We start from the raw sequence: 24,764 nt of genomic DNA on the forward strand, positions 1-24,764 counted from the left end.
ATCTTGTTAGGAGTATTGATCAGGTGACGTTAAATTTCTACGAGACAAAAAAGAGTCAGACTACGTCATGTCTGACTCTTTTTATTATCCTGAGAAGTCTTGGTTTGGTTTACTGGTGACGATTTTCTTGGTAGAGCAGTCGATAGCGACCGAGTTTGTTTAGCTGAGCCCAGTCTAGTGTTATCCCAAGACCTAAACCTGTCGGTACCGTCATGAAGCCATCCACTAAAGAAAAGGGACTGGTGATGATATCTTCATGAAAATAACGCTCTGAAGCAGAAAGGTCTCCAGGAAAGGCTAACGCTTCTTGAGAAGCAAAGTGGAGATTAAGGGCCCGACCAACACCAGCTTCGAACATGCCACCTAGCCAAACCATGAGTTGCTGTTGTTGGCAATAGTCGACAATCTTCAAGGCTTCTGTAAGGCCACCCACCCGAGAAATTTTTAAGTTAATACTGCGACAGCTCCCCAATTGATCGGCTAGTTGACAATCCTTTAGACTGCGAATGTTTTCGTCCAGACAAATAGGAGTTGCCAATTGTTGTTGCAAGTGACGATGATCAAGTAAGTCGTTGACGGCAAAGGGTTGTTCAATCATGGCCAGCTGATAGGCATCCAGCTTTTTTAAGTGAGGGATATCAGTTACTTGATAGGCGGAGTTAGCATCAACCATCAAAGGGAGTTGTGGAAACTGTTGACGCAATCGTTTGACAGGTTCAATGTCATAGCCAGGTTTGATTTTTAGTTTGACGCGTTGGTAGCCCTTGGCGACAGCCTGCTCAACGGTTGTGACCAACTTGTTCAAATTCGTTTCTACCCCTAAGCTAATGCCCACCGGTAGTTGCAGGCGAGTTTTCTTAAAATAATGACTGATTGATTTTCCTTGGCGCTTTGCGTATAGGTCCCAAATAGCTGTTTCAATACTGGCTTTGGCCATTTGATTCCCTCTGACGGGAAGGAACCAGTCGTTAATCTTCTGAGGGTGCTCGATCAATCGATCGGTCAGTAAGGGAAGCAAGTGGTCAGTCAAAATAATTCGAGCAGTAGCCAGTGTCTCTTCTAGATAATCTGGCTGCTCAAAAGGTAACAGTTCCCCATACCCTTGATTTCCTAATTCATCTGTCACGATGATCAGGTCAAAGGCTTTGGTGGTGAGGGTGCCATAGCTGGTTTCAAAAGGGGTGACTAGTGGCAAGCGTAGGCAGTAACTTTCAATTTTAGTTAGTCTCATCTAACGTAGCTCCTTTCAACCAGTGATTGATGACTTGAGCGAATCGTTTTGGTTGTTCTAAATGCACGGCATGGCCAGCGTAAGGGATGATCTCGCCAGTTATGGTTGGCTGTCGCGCGATCATCTGCTGGGCTATTTCCTGAAATTTAAGGTCTTCTTTTCCCGTCACAAGGAGGACTGGGAAGGATTGCAAGTCAGTCAATTGGGGCCAGTAATCAGGTTGACTGCCAGTTCCCATCGCCCAAAGACTGGTGGCTAAACCAAAGGCAGTCTGGTTTAACCGCTCTTGTCTAATAAGGGATTGTCCATGGGAACTTAAACGCTTTTGACTCTCGAACAAAGGAAGAGCTTCCCAAAAATTGATAAAATCACACAGTGGTTCTTTTAGTAGTTTCTGAGCTAAATGCAGATCGCTGACGCGCCGTTCACGGCGAGCGGAAGGTGAAGCTAGTCCAGGCGAACCACTTTCTAAAATTAAAGCAGTCACTAACTCCGGGTAGCTTAGGCTAAAACTTAAGGCCACGCGAGCCCCCATGGAATAACCTAAAAGAGCAAATTGGGTTATTCCTAGTTGATTAGTTAGCAGACGAATATCCTGAGTCAGGCTGGTCATTTGATAGCGATAAGGGTGAACAAAACTAGCGCTTTGTCCATGGCCAATTAAGTCGATGGTCAGCAAGTTATGATCAGGAAATTCGTTGGCAATCCCATTGAAGGTGGCACCCGTTCCTGTAAAGCCGTGGAGGCAGAGCAAGGTGGGGCGAGTGGCTTGATATTCAGTTAACCAAGTATAAAAGTACGCAATGCCATTGATTTTAAGCTTCATCTTGAGCCTCAAATTGTCGCCGAATTTTACGGCTAAGGGCTTGTAGTTCTTGGACATTGTCTTGACGCTGAGTCTGTACCTCTAATATCCGCAAGCCCTCTGTGGGGCTCTCAAGGAGCTCGCTTAACTGCGGTAAACTTTTTACTAGGTGGTGATTCCCTTCATAGAGCTGGGCCACTAAGGCAAAATCCAAGTCTAAAGGGGTGCCGAAAAGCGGTTCAAAATCCTGTTTTTCCAATTGATTTTGAGAAAGGAAGGAAAAAATACCCCCGCCATTATTGTTAAGCAAGACGATTGTTAAAGGAAGTTGGTATTTTTTGCCTTGTAATAAGCCGTTCATATCATGATAAAGAGTTAAATCTCCAACTAATAAGACGTTTTGACAGTTGGGATTGGCAGCTGTCATCCCTAAAGCGGTGGAAACGACACCGTCAATTCCGTTGATACCCCGATTGCCGTAAAGCTGATAAGGGGTGTGGCGTGGTGTCATGTAGCGGTCTAAATAACGAATCGGCATGCTGTTGGCGACAAATAACTGACCATTAGGGGCCATTTTCTGATGAACCAGTAAGCTGGCCTGAGCCTCGGTTAAGCGCCCCTTTTGCCAATCAGTGGCTAAAATGTCCTGAACGAGTTTTTCATAGACCTTCCATGAGGCTAGCCAAGCAGGGTCTGTTGGCATTATGTTAGTTTTGCTGACTAAATCAGCGATAAGTGCTTGTTGACTCCCTTGAATAATCGTCTGGGCTTGCTTCAATTGGTCTTGCCACTGGCCGCTTTCATCGATAAAGTAGCGCTCTGTTTGGCTTGGTTCAAGTTGAGAAAGCCATAACATCAGATTTTTTGAAAGAGGTAAGAGGCCAAACTGCAAGATGATCTCCGGTTGCATGTCAGTCGGTAATTCTTGAATTAACAAATCCCCACTAGCAATAATCGTGGAGCTCTGACTACCGCAGGTCAAAATATTTGCCAATGGATCACTTAAGATCGGCCAACCAAGAGTTTCTGCCAGTTGAATAAAATTTAAGGCTTCGTGGGTGGTTTGACTGCCACCCACGATCAGCACTCCCCGTTTGTTGGACCAAGCATCTGCTAGAGAGGTTAACTCACTTCTGCTTAAGCGTTGTTCTCCTTGGAAAATCTGTTTTGCGATTGGCGTTGCCCCTAAGGTTAAATCAGGTAAAAGGGGCTCTCGTAAAGGAAAGTTCAAATGGACAGGGCCGGCAGGCACTTGGGCAGCTCTTTGAACGGTGCGTAACCCTTGCCAGTAAGCGTAGTTCAGCATTGTTGGTGAGGCTTCTGGTAAGGCCATTTCAACAAAGAGTTTGACATGCCCTTGAAATAAATTAAGCTGGTCCATCGCTTGAGGCGCCCCGACTTGCCGCAGTTCGTGAGGTCGATCAGTTGTTAACACAATTAAAGGGAGCTGACTCTCCTGTGCCTCGCAAATTGCCGGATAATAATTGGCTGCAGCCGTTCCAGAGGTACAGAGGAGTACGACGGGTTTTTGTTGAGCTTTACTCAGACCTAAAGCGAAAAAACCAGCAGAACGTTCATCGACAGCGATGTAAGTGGTGATGGCTGGTTCGCGATGCAAGAGTAAGGCTAAAGGGGTTGAACGGGAACCAGGGCTGATGACGGCTGAGGTCACGTGACTGGCAAGTAGCCCTTGGATAAATTGTAATAAATAACGAGTCATAGTTTCTTGATGGGACATCTTTATTTCCTCCTAAATGACAAACGGTGATGAGCTTTTTGATTAAGTTAGTCCAGTGCCCGCAACATGGGTTGGAATTTAATGGCGGTTTCCTGACGTTCGGCTTCAGCCGCTGAATCCGCCACAATCCCACAACCAGCGTACAGACAGCCTTTTTGTTTGCTTAAAATGGCTGAGCGGATACCGACGGCAAATTCCCCACAGTCATTTTGAAGGGAGACCCAACCGATAGGACCGCCATACATGCCACGGCCTAAGGGCTCATGTTGGGCGATAAAGTCTCGCGCTAGTTCTTTTGGTTGACCGCCTAAAGCCGGCGTTGGGTGCAGTTGTTTAACACTTTCCAAGAGACTAGTCCCCGCTTTTCGCTTGCCACGTAAGGGGACGTGCAGATGTTGAATATCGCGATTTTTTAAAAGGGTCGCTGGCTGAATCACCAATTCTTCCGCAATCATCTGTTGAAAATCACGGGCGATTTGGTCGACGACGATCTGATGTTCCAGTTGATTTTTTTCATCCATCAACAATTCTTGACCAAGGCGATCGTCCTCTGCTGGCGTGTTGCCACGAGCGATTGATCCAGCGATACAAGCCGTCGTATAATCAGCCTCTGTTCCTTGAAGCAAGCGTTCGGGGCTTGCCCCAATAAACAGATGTTGCTCTTTTTCTAAGGCGAAAAGATAGGTCGCCTGTTGCTGTTCAGCCAGTCGCTTTAAAATAGTGGCAGACTGCCAAGGGTGTTTGTTAGTAATCGCCAATTGGCGGGCCAAGACTACTTTCTTTAAGGAGGATTTTTCCTTAATAGCGGCGACGGTTTGTTCAACCACTGTCAACCATTTTTCAAGATTAATTTCGGTGGTTCGTAGCTCGGCTGTTTCTTCTTCAAGTGGCAAAGGGGCTTCTAGCCAAGCCTGTAGCTCCTTTTGTCGCAACTGCCACTGATCGGTGAGGTCTGCCAGTGAAGAGGCCTTGAAGTTGAGGGTTATATATGGCACACCTTCTAAAAAGCTGACCATCAAGGCAGGGAGATAAAACAGCCCTTGATCCAATGGCCCCCATAAGGTTTTCTCAGGATGGTCTTGATTAAAGGGAAGGCCACCAAATAAAAGGGGACCAGTTCCGGTAAGGTTCCGATTAGTGTAAATAGTCTGTTGTTTATCATTCATAAACTGAGTTAATGCTAGGTCGGTCAGTTGGCTAGGAATAATGTGTGCCAACTGTCCACAACCAATTAAGGTTAATTCTTGGGCCGGGGTTTGCCAGTAAAAGCGTTGACCTTTATATGTGTGCTGACTTTTCGAAAAAAGAGTTAAGGGATCCTCTGCCTGAGGTAATTCGGCTATCCAACTAAATTCGCGGTAGCCAGTCTCGTAGGCTGTAGCGAGCGCTTCTGGGAGCTTCATGGGTTGCGATACTTCCTTTCCGTAGCCATTTATCAAAAAATAAATGGCAGTTTCAACTCCCAATTATCCACCAGAATTCGGCTGAAAGTCAACTATTTGAATTTATTAACAAAAGATGCCACTGTGTTACTAATACTCCTTTAGTTATCAGTTTAACTTAAGGGAAAAGTGTAGTATTATGTAGCTAGATAATGCCTAATATGGGACATAGCTGTAAACGGGTAAAGATTAACTAACTGACTGATCGGAGGTATCATGAAAAATAGGAAGGAAATTGTACTTTCAATCATCTTGTTGGCTCTATTTATCTTTTTGATTTTAGGACTGTTTGTCGACTTATACCCACTGCTTAAACAGGTGATCAATGATTCAGGTAATGAAGGGAAAGTGGTGTCTTACCTCCATATTTACGGCGCTAAAGGTGTGTTAAGTTTGGTCGGGTTACAGGCGTTACAAGCGATTTTAGTCGTCGTACCCTCAGCACTTGTGGAAATTCTAGCAGGGCTCTGTTATGGTGTTTGGTGGGGGAGCTTAATCAGCTTAGTTGGTTATGTTCTGGGAAATACGCTTATTTTTCTAGGTGTCAGACAGTTTAAAAAAACGTTTGGCCTGTTTTTTGCTAGTCGACTGAAACAGTCCAAGAAAAAGACTAAATTTTTTGATTTTAATAAGATCAAGGAAATGGAGAAACCTGAGTGGCTGGTTTTGGTTTCATATGCTATTCCTGGTGTGCCAAATGGAATTTTGCCCTATATGTTTGCTCAAACGGAAATTACCTTAGGTAACTATTTAGTCAGCATGACCTTGGCCAGTTTGCCGTCAACGATTATCTGGACTTGGTTAGGCGATTCAGTCTTGAAAAAAAATTATTTGATCATGGGAATAATCGTGGCTGGCTTGGTTTTAATAGTTAGTATTAGTGTTATTTTTAGAAGTAAAATTCAACTGAAAATCAATGAGTTGTCTAAAAAAAGTAACGGTGCTCATTCAACCTAGGGCGGTAGCGTCGTGCTGGAAAGAAGGAGCGCTGAGAGGCAAAATAAAAAAGTGATAGTTGGATGGACTTTGACTGCCGCTGTAACCATCGGTTTGGCTTATTTTTCGAAATATATGCCCTTAAGCAACGTGGAAAAATGGAAAAAACAGCTAACCGTCTCAGCTAGATAGCGACGGTCAGCTGTTTATTTTTTTAGTTTGGCTTGATCAGTTGCAATTGGTATGTCATTAATTTGTTTTTGTAATTCTTCCAACAAGGACAGCTGGATATTTTGCATTTCAACCAGATGTTGCCATTCGTTGTTAAGCAGGTGATCCATCTTTTGATGGAGCAAGCGAATCTCGATTTCAGCTTTTAAGTTTGTTTGATAATCGTTGTTGGTTTGCATGCGATCCCGTTCTCCTTGACGGTTTTGACTCATCATAATAACAGGGGCTTGCACAGCTGCTAAACAGGAGAGGACCAAGTTTAGCAAGATGAAGGGATAAGGATCAAAAGGCTTGCTAAAAAGGGCGATTGAATTGATGGTGATCCACACGATTAAGACCCCAATAAAGGTAAAGATAAAGGGCCAGCTCCCACCAAATCTCGCGATGGCATCAGCGGTTTTTTGCCCAGCTGTTAAGCGTTCGTTAAGACTTAAATTAGTGTTTTCAGAAATAGGAGCACCCGTTTGAATGCTGCTGATGACGGTCTTATTAATCTTGGCCATTTCATCAGAGTCACTTTTGATCTGATTTTTGATGTGGGCCAAACGGTAGTCCATAACATGGGAAAAGCAAATAGCTGATTGCTCCTTAAGCTGTGGGTAATCGTTTAATAAAAGTGTTTGTATCTCTGGTTCAAGATCCTTAAAAATAACTGCTGATGTCAAGGGAACCGAACAAATAGCGCATTTTTGGGGTGTGGCCATTATACTACCTCCATTTAGTTAATAATAATAAAAACGCGGATGTGAACAAAGTTTAAAGCGAGTTTGTTAACACCACCAGCCAGAGCATTTAACCAAGGGTGATAATCCAAGGTGGATTGGTCAATGATCAATTCATGGCCAATATGAGTGACAACTTTCTCAAAATCAATGTCTACATGTGGGTACAAACTGTTGATATAATCAGCAATCACGGGGTTTTTGTAGACTTCTTTAAAAGAGCTAGGTGGTAAGGTGGGAAAAGCCAATAAGTCCTTAGCATGGGGCAAGGCGGATAGCTCTCTGCCGCTAAAGTCCAATTGAATTCGGTCGGGTGTAACGTCTATTCCTTTGGTCTCAATCTCACCAAAAATCACTCCCAGTATCAGTGTTTCAAAAAGCTCGTTCCATTGGTGAATTTTGTCCTGTTGTTCCTGCTGTTCCTGCTGTTTTTGTTCGGTCATTTCTTTCCCTCATTTGCTTGTTTTGTTTTTTTATTATAACATGGCCGATTAAAAAAACGGTTACTAAGCACTTGTGATGTGACCAGCTCGTCTGTTAACCTTATTAAGGTGTTGCCTGAGTTATGGTATGATAAATGAAAGACGAACAGTTATCATCCAGAGGAGTGTATCGGCTGAAAAGTAAACAGCGATTGCTAGTTGATTTAGATAGGACGGTTACAAACACAAACCCAGAAGAAGCTATTACTAAGGCGATTCGGTATGCCATGGAGCAACTGGAGATGGGGTGAGAATATAGACGTTTTATTTGGTTTTGGTTCGCCAGCTGAGTTAACTATAGCTGGGGTCACTAAGAGTATTTCAGAACCTGAGGACTTAATCAGTTTATTGAATTAGCTAGAATCAGGCTAATTTTTTGAAAGAACAGAAAATTAAATGGAGGGAGTGGAAGATAAGGTGCAGATTATTAAATATCAAAAGAGCGATGAGGACTATTATCGAGCAGGCTTAAATTTGAGAGAAGAGGTGTTGCGAAAACCCTTGGGAAAAAGCCTCTATCAAGAAGATTTGACGCTTGAGAAAGACAATGATTGTTATGGGATTCTGCTTGAGGAACAACTTGTCGCAACGCTCAGTTGTTTTGATGCGTCTGCTAATGTCGCTCACGTGACAGCCTTCGCCGTCGCTCCCTTTTACCAAGGTCAGGGGCTTGGTAAAGCATTAGTCAGCTTTCTGAAAGAGGAGTTACAGGCGCAGGGATATACAGAGATCAAAGTAAATGCTCGTGAGACAGCGAAAAGATTTTATGAAACATGTGGATTTGTAGCGATTGGCGAGCCATTTAAAAATCAGACCTTAGGCATCTATGATTGTGTGATGCACTACCAGTTAAAGGAGAGTATCAATGATTAAAAATATTGTATTTGATATGGGAAATGTCTTGGTTCGTTACGCACCAGCTAACTTTATTTCGGCATTTGCTAAACAACCAGAGCACCAGCAGTTATTACTTAATGAGATTTTTGGGTCAGTTGAATGGTTGCAAGCGGACCGTGGAACCATCACGAAAGAAGAGATGAAGTGGCGGATTTGTCAACGAGTCCCAGAGATGCTCCATTCAACCGTGAGCGAGATTTTAGCCCAGTGGTTTGAGGAAATACAACCGATAGCTGATATGAGAGACGTAGTGTCAGAGCTTAAAGCTCAAGGGTACCGACTTTACATTTTGTCGAATGCGTCACAGGATTACTATCAATTTAGGGACATTATTCCCGGTATTGAGTTCTTTGATGGGGAATTTGTGTCATCTGATTGGAAATTATTGAAACCTGAAAAAGAAATTTACAAGCAATTTTTTAGTCATTTTCAATTAGTTCCTTCTGAGTGCTATTTTATTGATGACATGGCGATGAACGTGGAAGCCGCTCGTAATTCGGGAATGGTTAGTCACATTTTTAGGGGGAACATTGAAGAGTTGCAGCAGAACTTTAAAACAGTTGGCATTAAGAATCCGTCTCACGAGAACCGGGGATGAGTGAAATAAGAAAAGGCTTTGTAAAATGTTCAATCATTTTGCAAGGCTTTTTTTGATGTGAAAAAAGCCCTCGTAGTTCAGGTTAGTTCAACTGAATATTAGTGGCGAACAACGTCACTTGACGACAGAGTTGTCGGCCTAAATATAACGAAGGTTGAGGTGGGTGATCGGGTCACTCCCTCCAACTTTTTAGTATAGAGAAAGGTTGATATAACGAGGTTTTTTGGTTTCGATTGGATGGTCAAACCTCAACAGATGAGTGATGTGATCACTCATTAAATAACGATTATTATGATTGACTTTAGAAAGTTGTTTACCCTTTGATACCATAACAAAAGAGCAAATGAGTGATGCGGTCACCCTCTCTAGGTCTTTAGTGTACCAAATGCTGGTATATCAAGGGCTTTATTTCTCGTTTGGCGATCAAACCTCAACAGATGAGTGATGTGATCACTCGTTAAATAACGATTTTCAGAATCGTCATTAAAAAGTTATTTTCCACGAGATAATATAACGAAACAGCAGATGAGTGATTTTGTCACTCCCTGCAAGAATTCAGTGTGGCTAAACGCTGGTATATCAAGGTTTTTATTTCTCGTTTGGCGATCAAACCTCAACGGCTGAGTGATGAGATCACTCATTAAATAACGATTTTCAGAATTGTCATTAAAAGGTTGGTCTCCCACGAGATAATATAACGAAACAGCAAATGAGTGATTTTGTCACTCCCTCCGAGAATTCAGTGTAGCTAAATGCTGGTATATCAAGGTTTTTATTTCTCGTTTGGCGGTCAAACCTCAACGGTTGAGTGATGAGATCACTCATTAAATAACGATTTTCAGAATTGTCATTAAAAAGTTGGTTCCCACGAGATAATATAACGAAACAGCAGATGAGTGATTTTGTCACTCCCTCCGAGAATTAAGTGCAGAAAAACGCTGGTATATCAAGGTTTTTATTTCTCGTTTGGCGGTCAAACCTCAACGGCTGAGTGATGTGATCACTCATTAAATAACGATTTTCAGAATTGTCATTAAAAGGTTGGTCTCCCACGAGATAATATAACGAAACAGCAAATGAGTGATTTTGTCACTCCCTCCGAGAATTCAGCGTGGCTAAATGCTGGTATATCAAGGTTTTTATTTCTTGTTTGACGATCAAACCTCAACGGCTGAGTGATGGCATCACTCATTAAATAACGTCTTTTTGAATTGGGATGGAGACTGGAATACGAGTGTTACTGTTATTATTTTCCTGCCTAACAGATGCTCCATGTCCTCTCATTGCTATAAGTCTGTCTAGTCAGATGTCAAAATTAAAGTGTGCAGTGACAAAGGAAAAACGACTGAAAGCAAATTGTTTTTCAAAGGCAGAATATGCTCAGTTCTTTCCTTCATTTTTTTACCCCTTCACTTTTAAAACGAAATGACTGCTGAATTCCCAAAGAAATCAGAATAAAACTTAAAGAAGTTAAAGCTTTAGCTTAAAAAAATTCACCCCAGTCCTTAAGTACTTTGCGAGATCATTGGGTTGTTACGAGTAATGCTCGAAATCATCTGTACAATAGCTGATTTTCTGGTTTTTTAAGCGATAAAATCCTTTTTGAGGAACGTCTTGCTCAAGGGTGTTAGTTTCCTCAAGGTTGGCGTATGCCCCTCTTAGGATTCGACCTAAAAGACCGTGGCTCACAACAATGGTGCATTTTTCTGAGTCAATATCTTTCAACCAATTGCGGCAGCGAGTCATTACATGGTCGTAACGCTCGCCAGTTGGTGAGTGAAAGTACCATTGAAATTGATTGGCAGTCGCTAATGTTTGAGGATAGTCCTGTTTAAGCTCAGAAAAACTGTGGCCTGACCAGTCGCCTAAATCAACTTCTTGAAGTCGTTGGTCGATGATCACATCGTCAAAGGGATAATTTAAGTATTGGCATAAAATTTTGGCACTTTCCATCGCTCGACCTAAGGGGCTCGAGTAAATCTTAATGTTCTGTGTATCTGTTAACTGGTGTTTAAGTAAGACACTGTTTTGGGAGACTTGGGCGCGACCTAGGGGAGTCAAGGGAGAATCTAAAAGCCCTTGGTATTTGCCTAGTTTATTGAACTCGGTTTCGCCATGACGTAATAGGTAAATCATCTTTCAACCTCCTGAATGTGGCTTACTTTAATTTTACCATAGTCAGGGCTGGTGAAATTCTAAAAAAGAGTAAAAATGTTTAAGATATGTATAAGATGTTGAACTAGAGCCCTTTGTAGTAGGAATTGTTTTGAGCAAACTATTTTTTAGTCAGTGTTGTTTATGTTATGATTCATTTATCAACTGATAAGTGAATTTTGAAGGAGGAAGTACGTTGAAGACCTTGATTAAACTTTTTTTAACAGCCAGTCTTTCTTTTTTTATTTTGGATATGTTGTGGTTACTGCTCATTTCTAAAAAGCTATATCAAGACTATTTAGGAACGTTGTTGGGTCAGGTTCGAATTGGACCTGCGGCTCTGTTTTATGTGTTATATGTCTTAGGGATGCTCTTTTTTGCGATCACCCCTGCTTTGGCAAAAGAGAGCCTCAGCTATGCGTGGCTAGCAGGAGGGTTTCTAGGCTTATTGTGTTATGCCACCTTTGATTTGACCAACTTGGCGACTTTAAGGGACTGGCCTGTCTTAATCACAGTGATTGACTTAGTCTGGGGAACCGTCATCACAGCGGTGGTATCAGCCATCACAGTTGCAACAGCACAATATTTTAATTGGAGGTGAAAGGGATGACAGAGCTAATGTTAGAGCAAGAGTATTATCGCTTTAAACAGGCCATTCAAGGGGGCGCGCGTTTGGTCATTGCCCATCAGCAGGAGTTAAATAAGATCAATGTTTTTCCGGTTTCTGATGGGGATACGGGGAGTAATCTGGCCTCCTTGATGGAAACGATCTTGAACGAAACTAGCGAGCAGCTGTCTTCAAGTTTGGCCTTATTCGAACGGGTGGCCGATGCTTCTTTAATCGGCGCTCGAGGGAATTCTGGCATTATTATGGCCCAGTATTTTAATGGTTTGTATGAAAATTTAGGGGAAGAAGAGGGCAATTCGTTTACATCCCAATTCGTAAAAAGTGCTAAACTGGCAGTAAATCATGCCTATCAAGCGATTGAAAGGCCTCTGGAGGGAACCATGGTGACCGTTATTCGTTCTTGGGGAGAGGCCCTTCACGAACAGAATCAGCACGAATCGATTGAAAAACGCTTGGATCACGCCTTGGAGGTCGCTAAATCAGCATTAGAAAAAACGACAGAGCAATTGGAAGTGTTGCGAAAAAATCAGGTGGTTGATTCTGGGGCAAAAGGTTTTTATCTGTTTGTCGAAGGGTTTACTCGTTCCTTTAATCATCCTGATCTTCAGTTAGTTGAAGAAGAGGCTACGCCTTTGACGGTCCAGATTCACCAACAAGAGCTCGTTAGTGAAAAACCCGTTCATCGCTATTGTACAGAAGTCTTGCTCACAGGGGTGGTGGCCACTAAAGACGAGTTGCAGGCGGAAATCAGCCATTTAGGAAATTCCCTCGTCGTTGCTCTTAATCGCGGCAAGGCTCGCATTCACCTTCACACTAATCAGCCAGCAAAGGTATTGTCGCAGCTTAGAGCGTTTGGGCAACCGGTTCAACAAAAGGCGGATGATATGCTATTGCAGTATGAAATCAGGCAACAGCAAAAAGCTAAGATCGCGCTAGTCACGGATTCGATTGCTGATATTCCCGCTGATTATTTGTTAACTCAGCAAATCCACGTCTTGCCAATGACGATTTTGCTAGGTGGAGCCAATTATTTGGATCGCTTAACCATTGAAAATCAGGAGTTCTTTGAGCAACAAAAAAGTGGCGGGGAAAGAGGCACAACCTCTCAGCCAGCATTGAGTCAAATTGACAACTTATTCGCTTATTTAGCTACCCACTATGAGAGTATCATTGTGGTGACCGTCTCAGAAAAAATGAGCGGCACGTATCAAAGTGTGAAGCGAATAGCTCAAAAGGGTCTGTTGTCTGCTCCGATAGAAGTGATTGATTCCCAACAAAATTCAGCGGCGCAAGCTTTATTAGTCATGCGGATTAATCAGTGGATTCAGGCTGGTGAACACTTTGAGACGATTATCGAGAAGGCTTATCTCTGGCGGCAAAACATCCAAATTTTTGTCAGTGTTGACGACTTAGAACCGATGATCCAATCTGGTCGAGTTCCGCAGTCAGTTGGGCGTATTGCGCAAAAGTTAAACCTGAAGCCTCTAGTTGGAGTGGCTGATGGGGCCGGCGTGCTAAGTGGCTTTTCCTTGAGTTTAGCTGCTAACGAGTCAAAAATGTTAAAAAAAATTATGAAATATCATCAAAAGCGCCGGTTACTAAGGTACGGCATTGTCTATGCAGGGCATGGTGAACGGGTTGCCAAATGGCAGAAGCTGTTAAGCGATAAATTGGGGATGGTGCCAGCGTTTGTGATGCCCGTTTCGACGGTGGTGGCCTTAAGTGCAGGGGCTGGTTCCATAGCTGTGGCTTTTGAAATAGATGAAGGAGTGAAATCAAGATGACAATTGGAACAATCGCCCTTGTATTAGCGATTTATTTTACCGGTTTATTTTTCTGGGCTCAGTATTTGAAGAACAATTCGATCGTTGACATTGCCTGGGGCTTGGGATTCGTCCTAGTAGCGATTACTGGCTATCTAAGGATGTCAGAACCAACGTTGGTGAGCAAGATCACCTTATTACTTGTAAGTGTCTGGGGGCTCCGTCTGAGCCTTCATTTAGCTAAGCGAAATATTGGTAAAGGGGAAGATTATCGCTATGTGAACATGCGAAAGCGCTGGGGAACCCATCATGCGAAATTAAAGGCCTACTTAAATGTGTTTGTCCTCCAAGGCGTTTTATTGATGATCGTCTCATTGCCGATTCTGTTGGTTATGACTGGGAGCAAGGATCACTTTTATTGGTGGAATGGTTTAGGGATAGGCGTTTGGTTACTGGGATTTGTTTATGAAGTAGTGGGGGACTATCAATTGTCTCAATTTAAAAAAGAACCGAGAAATAAAGGCCAATTATTAACCACCGGGCTCTGGTCTACGACTCGTCATCCTAATTATTTTGGTGAAGCATTCTTGTGGTGGGGGCTTTTTCTAGTTACCCTTAACGAGGGTCGTCAGTTATGGGGAGCGATTGGCCCCTTAGCGATTACCTTGTTACTGTTATTTGTTTCAGGGGTGCCATTGCTCGAGAAAAAATACCAAGAGCGGCCAGATTTTAAAGTTTACGCGGCTAAGACGGCAAAATTTGTGCCATTTATTGGCAAAAAAGGACTATAGCGTAGGAAAAGTCAGAATCAACATCGATTCTGACTTTTTTGCTATTTTTGTGCGATTATGATGTAGAGGTCGCTCTCGGGATGTTCTTCTTTTGTAATGGTAAAGCCTGTTAGCTCTAAGGCGTTTCTTAAAGCTGAAGGTGTAAGGCGCGGGGCGCCGTGGTGGTCGTGTTCTGCCAGTTCTAAAATGGTTAAGTGTCCCTCTGTTTTTAAGACGCGGTGAATTTGAGTCAAGGCTGTCTCCAAGTCGGGTAACTCGTGAAGCACCAGTGAGGCAAAGACCTGATTCACTGATTCAGCCTCCAAGGGAAGAGCTTCAATCGAGCTGTTTAAACATTCGATATTAGTTAAGTTAGCAGCTTTGGCCCGGGTGGCAATCAGCGCTAACATTTTGGCACTTAGATCTAAAGCATAAACGGTCTCCTTGACGTAGGCGGCTGCAGGCAAGGTCAGATAACCTGTGCCTGCCCCTAAATCAAGAACGGTATCGTGCTTCTTTAAAGGGATCCTCGCAAATAGGTCTTCTGGAGGCAAGGTGAGCTGTCGCAGGTGGTTGTCGAGATAATCGACTTTTCTCATAAATTGTTCATGGTTTTCGTCGTTAAAATGCTGATGTGTCATACATTCTCCTTTGGTTGTTGTTTATTAGTTAATTGTGCGGTTGTTACAATCAGTAGCGGGTATTACGGAGGATCGACGTGTTCTTTTAGTCACTGCAATGGCTGTTTTCTTGGAGCACAGCTGTGACTTTCGGCTCCATTTCTCTGGCAACGTCGATTAAAAAGCGATTGGCTAACTCATCAGCCATCTGTTGCTCGGCAGTCACCATGACGTTTTCTATCAGGCAGCGTTCGTCGTAATGAATTGAACAATGAAAGAGATTGGCATTGCCTTCGATTAACTGGATGACATCGAGAAAGGAAATCTTTTCTGGATTTTTGGCGATGCGATAGCCGCCACTAACCCCTGGTGAGGAGTCGATCAACCCGCCTTTTGAAAGTTTGCCTAAAATTTTGGACAAATAGGTCGGAGAAAGCTTTTGTAAATTGGCTAAAGAATGAACGCCGATGCTGCTGTCTTTAGGGAGCAACAGTAGATAAACCATCGTATGTAAGGCGTAATTTGTCGCTTTTGAGTATTTCATGACGACCTCCAATTGGTATTAACGTTATTAAAGACCTTTGTTGTCTTTAATTCTTTAACAGCATATCATGAATTTTTTTAGGGGTCAACTAAAATAGCTTGTTCTGGTTTCTGAGAACCGTTATAATGAATTAAATCGAGGAGGAATTGGGGATGGAATTCAAAAATGGTGCCAATTAAAATTTGTGAAGACAATCAGTTTTATCAGCGTTTGTTACAAAAGGAAATCGAAAGGTATATCATGATTAATCAATATGACTTTAGGGTCAGTCTGGTGACGGAAAATCCAGTGACGCTTTTGGCTGAATTATCTGAAAATTCTCAACAAGGAATTTATTTTTTGGATGTGGATTTGCAGCATGAACAATATGATGGGTTTCAATTAGGAAAAAAAATCCGTGAACGGGATCCTCGTGGCTTTATTATTTATGTGACGACTCATGAGGAGCTGGCTTTTGAAACCTTTCGTTATCGAGTTGAGGCCATGGATTATGTGATCAAAGACGATCAACAACAGTTTATATCCCGTTTGCATGCTTGTCTGGATAGTATTGTGGAACGAATTGCCGCCAATCAGCAGGACGATCGACGTTATTATACGGTAAAGGTTTTTGATGAAGTTCATCACATTGCAGTGGAGGAAATTGTGATGATTGAGACCTCCTTGCAAAAACATCGGGTGATTTTACACACCGCTGACCAGTCCCTCGAGTATTTTGCTAGTTTGACAGCGGTTGAAAAAGAACTAAAGGAGCCGTTTCTGAGAGTTCACCGGTCTTTTCTGGTCAATCGCCAGCACATACAAGCTTTCAACATTAAAGAAAATCGTTTGGCTTTAAAAGCTGGTTTGAGCTGCGAAGTATCGCGGATGAAGAAAAAAGAACTACAACAACAGCTCAAAAGTCAGGATCGTCAGAAGGGAGAAGTGGGGTGGTGATTTATTATCTGTTATTATTTGTACCAGTCCTGTTGTCTCAGTACTTATTACTGACCACAACGGAGGTTACCACCAAACGTCGCCTTCCTTTGCCGAGAAAAGTGTTGGTGACAACAGGGCTAACCCTCCTATTTTTTATCCTTACGTTTACGTTATTTCCAGCAATAGGAGCTGGATTGGCAGTCTTTGTCTTAAATGGGCTGACTATCTTAGTCATTATCACGGGCTTCCATTATCGTAAAATGAGTTACCAGAATCGTTTTCACTTGGTTATTTCCGCCAGTTTATCCGTGGTGTTGTATTATTTTGCTACTTATTTGGCGGACATCCTGTGTTTTTATCTGAGTTTCGGTGCTCAGAGCGGCAAGATGTTTTTGGCTTTGACAGGTTCAGGGACAGCCTTGGTACAACTGGGAATTGTTATGTTGCTCAAACGCAAAAATCCTTACAAGCTTTTGCAACAACTGGTGACTAATAAGGTGGTAGAGGTTTTAGCAGTGGTGGTCATCCTGCTTAACTTAGGGACGATTGCGTTTAGTCAAGACTATCTGACAGATGTGTTGAACTTGTTGGTCTTGAGACAAGTCACGCCAACACTGCTGAGTAAGTTGTCTTCTTTGGCTCTTTTGATATTAGTGAATCTGTTTATTTCGGGGGTTTTGATCGGTATTGCCAGCTACCTTCTTTTTCAAATTCGTCAGCGAAAGCTTCAGGAGAACATCGTTTTACAGCAAAGCTTTTACATTCAGAATCTCGAGAAAATGCAGCAGGATATGCGGACCATGCGACATGACTATAAAAATATTCTCTCAGGTCTTGTGCTACAGGTGCAAGCGGGAGACATGGAGGGCATTAAGGCCTTTATGGAATCAACTGTCAATCAGTTTGATGAGCAAATTGGCAAGAATATTCAGCGAACCACCCATCTTAGTGAAGTGGAATTGATTGAGCTAAAGGGTTTATTATTAACGAAATTAGCCGAAATGGAAAGCTTGGGAATTCAGTGTACCTTAGAGATCCTCAATCCCGTCAATGCGATTAAAATGGACACCTTGGATTTATTGCGTTGTGTTGGTATTTTAGTGGACAATGCGACTGAGGAACTAGCTACCAGTTTAAATAAAGAGTTAAAAATTGTGATTTCCCAAGAGGAACAAGATGTCTCCATTATGGTGAAAAACAGTGTCAAACATCGTCCGTTATTGCAGCAGATTTGGCAAGAAGGCTATTCAACTAAAGGGGAAAACCGGGGATTAGGCTTATTTAGCTATCAGCGAATTGTGGAGAAATATCCCAATGTTTTGAAAGAAACCAGATGCGACCAGGGCAATTTTACCCAGATACTAAAGATTCGCAGTTGAGCAAGGCTATTCGGGACATAAAGATGACAGTTTAGGAGCAGTCTGCTTCTAAACTGTTTATTTCTGTTAGTCTTGTGTTAAGTAAGACGATCCCTTAGGAAGTGATAACAGTGACGCTGATAATGAGTTTTGGCGGGTGTTTTTCAGTGGTTTTAATGATCCGCAGTTTGTCCAGATGGACGCCGCTTAAAAGGCAAACTAGCCTTTACGTGCTGGTTATTTTTAGTTTGCTTGGTCTTTGTAAAGGTCTGAGTTATGTCACGAACTGTTCATCACCGATGATGAACGGAAGCCAGCTAATCTGGTTGATTTTTAGTTTATCGTGGTCTTATCACATCATCTTGATCTTCACGATTATCAAACGTTATATCAGAGAAGGGGGCTAAATTGACTCTTGCAAAACCATTTTTAATCATGTTACCCTGTCTGTAGCTAGCAAAAACGAGCTCATCGGCCGATGACTAAAGGGGTCAATTTTAATGAACATGACAATTGAATATTTACCAGCCTATCCTCTGGCATATAAACGAGCAGTAGGGCCATATGGCATTGGAAATGTCAGCGTTATGACGGAACTAAAAGCTTGGGCGCAGGCTCACGATCTGTTTGAAGAAGGAGTGATCTTTGGTATTCCGCAAGATAATCCAACTGTGACATTGCCAGAAGACTGCCGTTATGACGCGGCGATTGTGGTAAAGAAGGAAATGAAATTAGATGAAGCGGTCCAAGCCGGCATCTTTGCTGCAGGCCATTACGCGGTTTTTCAGGTTGATCATACTGAGCAAGGTCTGTCAGAGGCTTGGGCGACCATCTATGACCATTTGGCAGCGACAGGTTTAAGCTTAGGCCAAGGGGCTACAGTGGAGCGCTATTGTTCTAAATTGGTCAGTCAGCACCTGTGCGAAATCTGTGTGCCAATTGTCATAGATGAGGGTGAATGACTTGCTATCTCGTCGGTTTCGCTTTAAACTGGAGATTGAGAAGTGTATCACAAAATGACAAGAGGTGCGAGATGAAAACTGCAACAATTACAAGTACCATGGATTTGACTCAAGGTGGCTGCAATGCCTGTGGACCAGTAGAAAGCTTGCTTTATTCAATGGAGCTGGACCAACAAACCTTGGCACTGGAAGAATTAAGAGTGTCTTCCCTAGTGATGGCAATTGTTCTTCATGAGGGCTGGAGCCAGGCGTTTAAAGTTGAGATGATCGATGAATACATGCTGTATAAAAAAGGCGATAAAGAAATAAAATTGGTCGAGGATTATAATCAATTGACTTACATCAGTTCAACTGACTCCATAACCTTGGCGGATAACTATTCGGATCAAGCCGAACTATTTAGTCAGACCAATCGTGTTTTGACGGAGATGTTTGAGGTAGCAGCGATTAACTTTATTGCATAACTAATTAAAGAGGCTGGTTAAAGCTAGGGTCTTGCGGTCTATAAAATGCAGTGCTAGTCGACAGGAGACATCCTGTCGGCTTTTTCAAGTGTTAAGGTAAGCATCTTAATGTTACTGATAGCAAGGAAATAATCACTTGGTTGAATGAAAATAAATAAGAGTCAATCCCATCAACTAGTTGACAGGATTAACTCTTATTTATTAAATGATGTAAGCTGTGCTACAGGCTGTCTTGAGGCTTCCTCATAAAGCTAAACATCGTAAGGCCCAATGCTGCGATTCCAGCTAAGAACATAACAAATGTTTCTTTTTCTCCTGTTTCAGGAAGTTTTTTGTCGGAACGTGATTTACTAATGTTCGTCGAATTACCGCCTTGATTAGAGGCGCTAGAATTATTGTTTTGGTTGTTGACATTGGTCGTAATAGTATTTCCAATGTTGCTACCGTTACCGCCATTAGCCTCTTCTTTTACTAAGAGGGTATTAATGGCATGTTGTAAACCTGTGGCAATTTTGTCGATATATGCTTGGTCTAGATTATCCCAAGCCACATCTTTACCAATGAGCAGCCGTTTAGCTTCTGCTAGCCAAAATCCTTTTTCCCATTTTACCGACTCATCAGTGAATTCTTTCCATGATTTTTCAGTGTATTGCTTCTGATCGCCAATGCTGTCGTAAATGGCTTGTAGCTTTGTTAAATCTAGGTCTTTGTTCTCTGTGGGTGCTTTGACAAGTTTGCTCATGGCATCGTTTAAAAGCTCGATACTAGTATCGATTGCACCTTGGGTCATTTCTAAGCTCACCGGCAATTCAAAAGCTGGGTCTTTATTTAACCATGTTTCCAGGATGTTCACAGCTTTTGAGTCGGTGGCATGCTGTTGCATAGCTTTCCATGATTCAGGGGTGTATTGCTCCTCTAATAACCCTTTGTACTTATTGTAGACTTTCCTTGCTTCCGTTAGGTTTAAATCACCAGCAGTTGGGTTGTCCGTACTATTTTTCTTAACTAATAGATCAAATCCAGCCCAACCAAAAGCAATCTTCTGTTTAAACCATGTTTCTAAATCGGGAATATCTGGAGTTTTCCCAGAGTCGATTAAATAGTTAATATGCTCAATGTAGTCTCCATCTTTGCCAATATTAAAGTATTCTTCCATTGCCATATATGAGCTATCTGTGTAATCGGCTCGGACAAGTCCATTATACTTAGCTAATATTTCTTCCAAGTCTTCATAATATGGTTTCATCCATTCTTCTGGTTGATAATCCTTAAAAACAAGAAGCGCAAAGGCTTCATCCCAACGCCCTAAAGTAATCCAGATTGGTTCCACCGTTAAGCCATCGCCGATGCTTTCTTCTTTTAAATCAATTTCGGTATAAGCGAGTGCATAATTTTCTCTTAGATTATCTTGGAAAGCTTGCCAAGATTCAGACCTGTAGTCACTTGCAACCAAACTTAAATATTGGTCATATCTGGCTTGTAATGTCTTGAGGTCTGGGCTAAGCCATTCAAGATTACTCTCCCATCTATAATTCAGGTCAGCAACGGTTTCTTCAGCAACCTCAGAGCTCGGATTTGCTAGAATGCTTTCGGTTGAGCTGAGTAAGCCAACATCGCTAGCAATCCGTTTTTTGAAGTTTGCCCAATCCAGTGGGTGATAGTCATCTTCGTTTAAGGAAAGGTACTTATCATACAGCTCCTTAAGTTTAGTGATGTCTGGCCTGTTACTTTCGTCAACAACGGTGATTAGGATTGTCTCGCCTAATTGCACACCGTTATTCGTACCACCATATGAGAATACTTTAGCCTCATAAACTCCAGGATCCCAATTCATTGGAAAAGCTGGACCATCTATCGGATACTTATTGACGCTTAAAAGCGCTCTACCATCTGTACCGATTACTATATTTGAATTAGTTCCGTCTTCACGGTGTGCTATTAAGGTGAACGATACCCACTCACCACGTTTCACAGTGGTTTTATCTCCTGAGAAGGTGTAACCGATTATTGCTGATTGCGGTTCGGTTTCACTTTCAAGTCTAATAACTTCTGCTTCAAAAGCTTTAAGTGCTAAGATAACAGCTTCCCAATTATTACCTGTAAGGTAATAATTAGCATGAGCATTTAGAAAGTTGGTTTTGAGCTCTGAAATATTTGATCCTGAAAAATCAGCACCAGCATCAACTAAGTCTTCGCGTCTTTGGTCTAATGCTAGATACTCTCCATATGCTGAGCTTGCATTTTCTTCGACTTCGCTTGATGGGTTGTCGGTATTTGATGTCTCTATTTGTTCCTCGCTACTAGATGGTGTAGAGGTTTCAGTTGACTCAACTGGCAGATCAGTACTTTCGACGGTTTCTTCCATTGGTACAATTTCTTCCGTTGTGGGTTCGGCCGTCTCAGTGTCAGCCAAGGCATTAACCGCACCAATTGCAAGAGGGCAAACCAACATAGCAACAGTTGCAACATTGATAATTTTCTTCATGCGTCTACTGTGCATTAATTTCTCAATGCGTGTGTGTTGTTTCACTTTTCATTTCATCTCCTTATCTGTTAATAAAACCATTTTTCCATGGCATAGCTAAAGCTCACCTCCATTGTCAACTTTTCCGAACGGTCGTCATAAAAACGTTTGAAATTTAACGCAAAAAGCTGATTTGACGAAGTGTAAACTCCGTCAAATCAGCTATTGCGAAATATTTAAATTATCCATATTTAATGAATATCGGACCTTGTTCAGACGACCGATCGAACAAGAAATGGTTTCAAGGTAATTTTAGCATAAAACCCATGTTTTTAACAGAATTACTTTTCTATTTTCTTCTAGAAACGCCGTGTTTTCTGGCCACTTTGTAAACTGAGCTCTCGCTAATTTTTAGTCGCTTTGCAATTGTCTTAATTGGTATGCTGTTCAATTGGTATAGATGCAACACTTCTTGTTCTATTTTGTTAGATAGTGGCGGATTACCTAAAACTTTGCCATTGGCTTTCGCTTGAGCTAACCCTGCTCTAGTTCGTTGCCTAATATTCTCAAGCTCAATCTCAGCTACGTAGCCTAGAACAATACAGAGGAGACGTCCTGTTAGTGAATCGGTTTCTAGATTTTCTTGTAAGCTGACTAGTTTGATCGTGTGTTGGCTAAACTCATCAAGAAGTGCACCAAGCTTGCTCATGCTTCTAGTGAGACGATCCAGTTTGTAAATGTTCAACGAGACTTCCTTGCCTTGACTGGTTAATTCTTTGGCTAATTCGATAGCCTTGGCCAGCTCTGGTCGCTCGTCATTGCTGCCACTTTGCTTCTCACTAAAGATGACATCACAATCAGCTAGTGCGTTAGTTTGAACTTCTAAGCCAAGTTTTTGACGATCGTCAAGGGATGAAACTCGAGCATAGCCGATTGTTACTTTGTCTAGTTGACTCACTGCTTGTACCTTACTTTTGGTCGTTAATTTTTTCATGTGACCCCTCCAATATATTCATTTTACTCCTCTATATTGTAAGGCTCATCTGGCGAAAGAATAAAAAAAATGCATAAAATTCTGTTAGCTGTTGGCATCATTGCTCTTATTGCCTTAGCATAAAAAAACAGGACTTGAATTTGCTCAAGTCCTGTTGATAGTCGAAAAAAATCGACTTCTTTAATTTAGTTTTTGTTAGCGTGTGGTTTGCGTAGCTTATTTATTCACTATCAGAGGTTAATGCTGGTAGACTATCGCTAACAGGTGCGACGGCAATATCTTGATTAATTTGCCAGTCAGCTTCCGTTCCTGTCATGTAATAACCACCGATAATGGCTTTACCTTCCAGAGCGGCGGGAACTTCACCTTCAAATGGTTTTGTCAATGTTTCCCCATCTTCTACTACTAAATACATCGTGGTATCATAAGGCAATTTATCAAATTTATATTTGCCAAACTTAGGCGTTGTGAGAGCCGAGATGATTTGACCGTCTTGATCGTAAATAGTTAAGTTAACTTGTTTAACAGCTTCGGAAGTATCATCTTTTATGCCGTTACTGTTAAGGTCGTTAAAGGCTGTTCCAGTTAATTGAACCGCATTTTTGTAGCCAAAATACATGTCGTTCGTTTTTTGAACTTTTAGATTGGTTAAATCATAAGTGTTCCCCCAAACATTAACGGACATGATCCGCATATCAGGCACGCTGTTGACTAACTGGTGAACCGTCCGACCAGCGCCGAGTAAGGAACTGACATTACCAGCTGCGTCTTTACCGAGTAATTTATTAAAGTCAATTTTATCGGCTTCGTCGAGGATTTTTGGTAGCATTGACACTAATTGATTGATATAAAGGTTATTTGGATCCGTGGTGATCGAACCATCAGATGGTGTTAATAACGACGGATTTTCCAGAATCGGTGTGATATCTGTTACGCCAGAAAAGATATCTAGGAATGTGTTGACTTGTCCCATATTTGATGCCGCTCCTGATAAGGTAGCGTTAAATGGGGCACGCATCGCTAAGTAAAGACTAGGTTCCAAGTCGCTAAAAATATTTTTAACGCCTTTGGCATCCATGGTTCCGATGCGAATGGCTCCATTTGAAATGTTGACGGTATTGGTAAACAGCACAGAGTTGTACATCGCTTTACGTTCGTTTTTGTAAAGTTCTCCCGATTCAAGGGCCTTCAGTGTTTTGACAACGTCAACAAGCATGACACTTTTATCAGTTGCTAGTTTTTCAGTAGGGTCCATCTGGCGATTCCAATTTGCGTCTTCGTAGGCATAAAAAGATAAATTGGCGGTCTTGTTTAATGCCAGTAATTTCGTTGTGACAAGACTAGCCCGAGTCACAACTACTTCAACAATCCCGGCTATTGGTTCGCCATTTTCATCTTGGGGATTGCCCGTTTGAGCAACTGGGTGATAGCGAGTTTCACTGCCGTATTTTAAGTAGTAGGTGCCTGGCTTTAATTTAGTGAAACGATAAGTGCCTAAGACACTTGTTTTAACACGAGAAATTGAGTTTGTTTCACTTAAGGCATCTTCAAGGCCGGCGTATAACTCAACCATTTTTTCCTTAAGGGGTGCGTCTAAATTTTTTGGTTCATAAATCCCATTGGAATTGGTGTCTGCAAAGACCGAACCAGCAATTGTGTAGATGCTTGGAGAAAAAACAGCGGCCTCAGCTGCCGGGGCCGCTCCTAGAAAAATCGGCCCAATCAGGCAAAACGCAACAAATAACTTAACAATTTTCTTCTTCAAAATAAATCCCTCCATTTCGTTTAATGACCGTTTTTAATTATACGCTATTCGAACGTATTTTGGTACAATTATTAGATTAATGTTAGTATTTAGTGATTGATAGTCTGTTTTAAACATTTCGACAATTTGCATGGTATAAACCTTAAGTATTTAATTTAATTTTAGATATTAGCTTGTTTAGTATTTTGATAGTTGACTTAGAGTTGACTCCAAGTGTTAGTCTGTTAGTAGAGATGTTGGAGGTGGATTGTGGAGCGAGTTAAACGACTATTAATAAG

General features: G+C 42.0%; 24 protein-coding genes. 12 read left to right on the top strand and 12 right to left on the bottom strand.

All coding sequences use genetic code 11. The features are described from left to right. Positions 1 to 109 precede the first annotated feature (109 nt). The 4 genes from menC to I6N95_RS01685 are packed head-to-tail and all read right to left on the bottom strand — an operon-like array spanning position 110 to position 5,177. A complete protein-coding gene (gene menC, locus I6N95_RS01670; protein WP_209524599.1) occupies positions 110 to 1,231 on the bottom strand; it encodes an o-succinylbenzoate synthase in 1,122 nt (373 codons plus the stop codon). After that, complete coding sequence (gene menH / locus I6N95_RS01675; protein WP_209524600.1) at positions 1,218 to 2,057, bottom strand: 2-succinyl-6-hydroxy-2,4-cyclohexadiene-1-carboxylate synthase; 840 nt, start codon at positions 2,055 to 2,057, stop codon at positions 1,218 to 1,220. The genes menC and menH overlap by 14 nt, the downstream gene beginning before the upstream one ends. Further along, complete coding sequence (menD, locus tag I6N95_RS01680) at positions 2,047 to 3,774, bottom strand: 2-succinyl-5-enolpyruvyl-6-hydroxy-3-cyclohexene-1-carboxylic-acid synthase (protein WP_209524601.1); 1,728 nt, start codon at positions 3,772 to 3,774, stop codon at positions 2,047 to 2,049. The genes menH and menD overlap by 11 nt, the downstream gene beginning before the upstream one ends. A gap of 47 nt (positions 3,775 to 3,821) precedes the next feature. Beyond that, positions 3,822 to 5,177 (bottom strand): isochorismate synthase, encoded by a 1,356-nt coding sequence (locus I6N95_RS01685; RefSeq protein WP_209524602.1) that lies wholly within the window; start codon positions 5,175 to 5,177, stop codon positions 3,822 to 3,824. A gap of 255 nt (positions 5,178 to 5,432) precedes the next feature. On the opposite strand from I6N95_RS01685, the gene I6N95_RS01690 reads away from it, so the two are divergent. Next, positions 5,433 to 6,173, top strand: a complete 741-nt coding sequence (locus tag I6N95_RS01690) for a TVP38/TMEM64 family protein (RefSeq protein ID WP_209524603.1) — start codon at positions 5,433 to 5,435, stop codon at positions 6,171 to 6,173. A gap of 185 nt (positions 6,174 to 6,358) precedes the next feature. Here I6N95_RS01690 and I6N95_RS01695 read toward each other — a convergent pair whose 3' ends face one another. Both I6N95_RS01695 and I6N95_RS01700 read right to left on the bottom strand, forming a co-directional pair. Beyond that, positions 6,359 to 7,087 (bottom strand): DUF1003 domain-containing protein, encoded by a 729-nt coding sequence (locus tag I6N95_RS01695; RefSeq protein ID WP_209524604.1) that lies wholly within the window; start codon positions 7,085 to 7,087, stop codon positions 6,359 to 6,361. A 14-nt stretch (positions 7,088 to 7,101) separates the two neighbouring features. Further along, on the bottom strand, positions 7,102 to 7,548 hold the full coding sequence (locus I6N95_RS01700) for a hypothetical protein (RefSeq protein ID WP_209524605.1): 447 nt from the start codon (positions 7,546 to 7,548) through the stop codon (positions 7,102 to 7,104). Between the two features lie 134 nt (positions 7,549 to 7,682). On the opposite strand from I6N95_RS01700, the gene I6N95_RS01705 reads away from it, so the two are divergent. From I6N95_RS01705 to I6N95_RS01715, 3 genes are all read left to right on the top strand, one after another. Then, positions 7,683 to 7,838 carry a hypothetical protein gene (locus tag I6N95_RS01705; protein WP_209524606.1) on the top strand — a complete coding sequence of 52 codons (156 nt, stop codon included), beginning with the start codon at positions 7,683 to 7,685 and terminating at the stop codon, positions 7,836 to 7,838. 166 nt (positions 7,839 to 8,004) lie between these two features. Next, entirely contained in the window at positions 8,005 to 8,460 is a 456-nt protein-coding gene (locus I6N95_RS01710) for a GNAT family N-acetyltransferase (protein ID WP_209524607.1), read from the top strand. Beyond that, positions 8,453 to 9,082, top strand: a complete 630-nt coding sequence (locus I6N95_RS01715) for an HAD family hydrolase (protein WP_209524608.1) — start codon at positions 8,453 to 8,455, stop codon at positions 9,080 to 9,082. The genes I6N95_RS01710 and I6N95_RS01715 overlap by 8 nt, the downstream gene beginning before the upstream one ends. A gap of 1,533 nt (positions 9,083 to 10,615) precedes the next feature. On the opposite strand, the gene I6N95_RS01720 is transcribed toward I6N95_RS01715, so the two are convergent. Continuing rightward, the gene (locus I6N95_RS01720) at positions 10,616 to 11,218 is read right to left on the bottom strand and encodes a histidine phosphatase family protein (RefSeq protein ID WP_209524609.1); all 603 of its coding nucleotides are present in this window, start codon (positions 11,216 to 11,218) and stop codon (positions 10,616 to 10,618) included. 214 nt (positions 11,219 to 11,432) lie between these two features. Here I6N95_RS01720 and I6N95_RS01725 point away from each other — a divergent pair, with 214 nt between their 5' ends. From I6N95_RS01725 to I6N95_RS01735, 3 genes are read left to right on the top strand one after another with little or no spacing between them, the layout of a single operon-like run. Then, positions 11,433 to 11,837 (top strand): DUF2177 family protein, encoded by a 405-nt coding sequence (locus tag I6N95_RS01725; RefSeq protein WP_209524610.1) that lies wholly within the window; start codon positions 11,433 to 11,435, stop codon positions 11,835 to 11,837. A gap of 5 nt (positions 11,838 to 11,842) precedes the next feature. Then, on the top strand, positions 11,843 to 13,648 hold the full coding sequence (locus I6N95_RS01730; protein ID WP_245249191.1) for a DegV family protein: 1,806 nt from the start codon (positions 11,843 to 11,845) through the stop codon (positions 13,646 to 13,648). After that, complete coding sequence (locus I6N95_RS01735) at positions 13,645 to 14,418, top strand: DUF1295 domain-containing protein (protein ID WP_209524611.1); 774 nt, start codon at positions 13,645 to 13,647, stop codon at positions 14,416 to 14,418. Before I6N95_RS01730 ends, I6N95_RS01735 begins: the two co-directional genes overlap by 4 nt. 41 nt (positions 14,419 to 14,459) lie before the next feature. Here I6N95_RS01735 and I6N95_RS01740 read toward each other — a convergent pair whose 3' ends face one another. Further along, positions 14,460 to 15,038 carry a class I SAM-dependent methyltransferase gene (locus tag I6N95_RS01740; RefSeq protein ID WP_209524612.1) on the bottom strand — a complete coding sequence of 193 codons (579 nt, stop codon included), beginning with the start codon at positions 15,036 to 15,038 and terminating at the stop codon, positions 14,460 to 14,462. A gap of 85 nt (positions 15,039 to 15,123) precedes the next feature. After that, positions 15,124 to 15,561 (bottom strand): Rrf2 family transcriptional regulator, encoded by a 438-nt coding sequence (locus I6N95_RS01745; RefSeq protein ID WP_209524613.1) that lies wholly within the window; start codon positions 15,559 to 15,561, stop codon positions 15,124 to 15,126. A gap of 165 nt (positions 15,562 to 15,726) precedes the next feature. On the opposite strand from I6N95_RS01745, the gene I6N95_RS01750 reads away from it, so the two are divergent. From I6N95_RS01750 to I6N95_RS01770, 5 genes are all read left to right on the top strand, one after another. Continuing rightward, positions 15,727 to 16,497, top strand: a complete 771-nt coding sequence (locus tag I6N95_RS01750) for a LytR/AlgR family response regulator transcription factor (RefSeq protein ID WP_209524614.1) — start codon at positions 15,727 to 15,729, stop codon at positions 16,495 to 16,497. Beyond that, complete coding sequence (locus tag I6N95_RS27625) at positions 16,491 to 17,858, top strand: sensor histidine kinase (RefSeq protein WP_209524615.1); 1,368 nt, start codon at positions 16,491 to 16,493, stop codon at positions 17,856 to 17,858. The genes I6N95_RS01750 and I6N95_RS27625 overlap by 7 nt, the downstream gene beginning before the upstream one ends. A 110-nt stretch (positions 17,859 to 17,968) precedes the next feature. Continuing rightward, positions 17,969 to 18,244, top strand: coding sequence for a hypothetical protein (locus I6N95_RS01760; protein ID WP_209524616.1), 276 nt, complete (start codon positions 17,969 to 17,971; stop codon positions 18,242 to 18,244). Positions 18,245 to 18,337: 93 nt separating this feature from the next. Continuing rightward, positions 18,338 to 18,799: an AraC family transcriptional regulator gene (locus I6N95_RS01765; protein WP_209524617.1), complete on the top strand. Its 462-nt coding sequence runs from the start codon at positions 18,338 to 18,340 to the stop codon at positions 18,797 to 18,799. Between the two features lie 71 nt (positions 18,800 to 18,870). Continuing rightward, the gene (locus tag I6N95_RS01770) at positions 18,871 to 19,263 is read left to right on the top strand and encodes a DUF4809 family protein (protein WP_209524618.1); all 393 of its coding nucleotides are present in this window, start codon (positions 18,871 to 18,873) and stop codon (positions 19,261 to 19,263) included. 220 nt (positions 19,264 to 19,483) lie between these two features. Here the strand turns inward: I6N95_RS01770 and I6N95_RS27630 are convergent, their stop codons facing one another. The 3 genes from I6N95_RS27630 to I6N95_RS01785 all read right to left on the bottom strand — a co-directional run bounded on the left by I6N95_RS27630 (position 19,484) and on the right by I6N95_RS01785 (position 24,486). Next, positions 19,484 to 21,793, bottom strand: coding sequence for an LPXTG cell wall anchor domain-containing protein (locus tag I6N95_RS27630; RefSeq protein WP_209524619.1), 2,310 nt, complete (start codon positions 21,791 to 21,793; stop codon positions 19,484 to 19,486). Between the two features lie 283 nt (positions 21,794 to 22,076). Next, the gene (locus I6N95_RS01780) at positions 22,077 to 22,721 is read right to left on the bottom strand and encodes a recombinase family protein (protein WP_245249192.1); all 645 of its coding nucleotides are present in this window, start codon (positions 22,719 to 22,721) and stop codon (positions 22,077 to 22,079) included. 220 nt (positions 22,722 to 22,941) lie between these two features. Next, positions 22,942 to 24,486, bottom strand: coding sequence for an SdrD B-like domain-containing protein (locus tag I6N95_RS01785; RefSeq protein WP_209524620.1), 1,545 nt, complete (start codon positions 24,484 to 24,486; stop codon positions 22,942 to 22,944). Between the last annotated feature and the right edge of the window lie 278 nt (positions 24,487 to 24,764).

Origin of the sequence: Vagococcus allomyrinae (assembly GCF_017829975.1) — a bacterium.
Classification (GTDB): Bacteria; Bacillota; Bacilli; order Lactobacillales; family Vagococcaceae; genus Vagococcus_D; species Vagococcus_D allomyrinae.

Coding starts and splice junctions, on each gene's coding strand:
- menC (WP_209524599.1), bottom strand. CDS start 1,231: ATGAGACTAACTAAAATTGAAAGTTACTGCCTACGCTTGCCACTAGTC.
- menH (WP_209524600.1), bottom strand. CDS start 2,057: ATGAAGCTTAAAATCAATGGCATTGCGTACTTTTATACTTGGTTAACT.
- menD (WP_209524601.1), bottom strand. CDS start 3,774: ATGTCCCATCAAGAAACTATGACTCGTTATTTATTACAATTTATCCAA.
- I6N95_RS01685 (WP_209524602.1), bottom strand. CDS start 5,177: ATGAAGCTCCCAGAAGCGCTCGCTACAGCCTACGAGACTGGCTACCGC.
- I6N95_RS01690 (WP_209524603.1), top strand. CDS start 5,433: ATGAAAAATAGGAAGGAAATTGTACTTTCAATCATCTTGTTGGCTCTA.
- I6N95_RS01695 (WP_209524604.1), bottom strand. CDS start 7,087: ATGGCCACACCCCAAAAATGCGCTATTTGTTCGGTTCCCTTGACATCA.
- I6N95_RS01700 (WP_209524605.1), bottom strand. CDS start 7,548: ATGACCGAACAAAAACAGCAGGAACAGCAGGAACAACAGGACAAAATT.
- I6N95_RS01705 (WP_209524606.1), top strand. CDS start 7,683: ATGAAAGACGAACAGTTATCATCCAGAGGAGTGTATCGGCTGAAAAGT.
- I6N95_RS01715 (WP_209524608.1), top strand. CDS start 8,453: ATGATTAAAAATATTGTATTTGATATGGGAAATGTCTTGGTTCGTTAC.
- I6N95_RS01720 (WP_209524609.1), bottom strand. CDS start 11,218: ATGATTTACCTATTACGTCATGGCGAAACCGAGTTCAATAAACTAGGC.
- I6N95_RS01730 (WP_245249191.1), top strand. CDS start 11,843: ATGACAGAGCTAATGTTAGAGCAAGAGTATTATCGCTTTAAACAGGCC.
- I6N95_RS01735 (WP_209524611.1), top strand. CDS start 13,645: ATGACAATTGGAACAATCGCCCTTGTATTAGCGATTTATTTTACCGGT.
- I6N95_RS01740 (WP_209524612.1), bottom strand. CDS start 15,038: ATGACACATCAGCATTTTAACGACGAAAACCATGAACAATTTATGAGA.
- I6N95_RS01745 (WP_209524613.1), bottom strand. CDS start 15,561: ATGAAATACTCAAAAGCGACAAATTACGCCTTACATACGATGGTTTAT.
- I6N95_RS01750 (WP_209524614.1), top strand. CDS start 15,727: ATGGTGCCAATTAAAATTTGTGAAGACAATCAGTTTTATCAGCGTTTG.
- I6N95_RS01765 (WP_209524617.1), top strand. CDS start 18,338: ATGAACATGACAATTGAATATTTACCAGCCTATCCTCTGGCATATAAA.
- I6N95_RS01770 (WP_209524618.1), top strand. CDS start 18,871: ATGAAAACTGCAACAATTACAAGTACCATGGATTTGACTCAAGGTGGC.
- I6N95_RS01780 (WP_245249192.1), bottom strand. CDS start 22,721: ATGAAAAAATTAACGACCAAAAGTAAGGTACAAGCAGTGAGTCAACTA.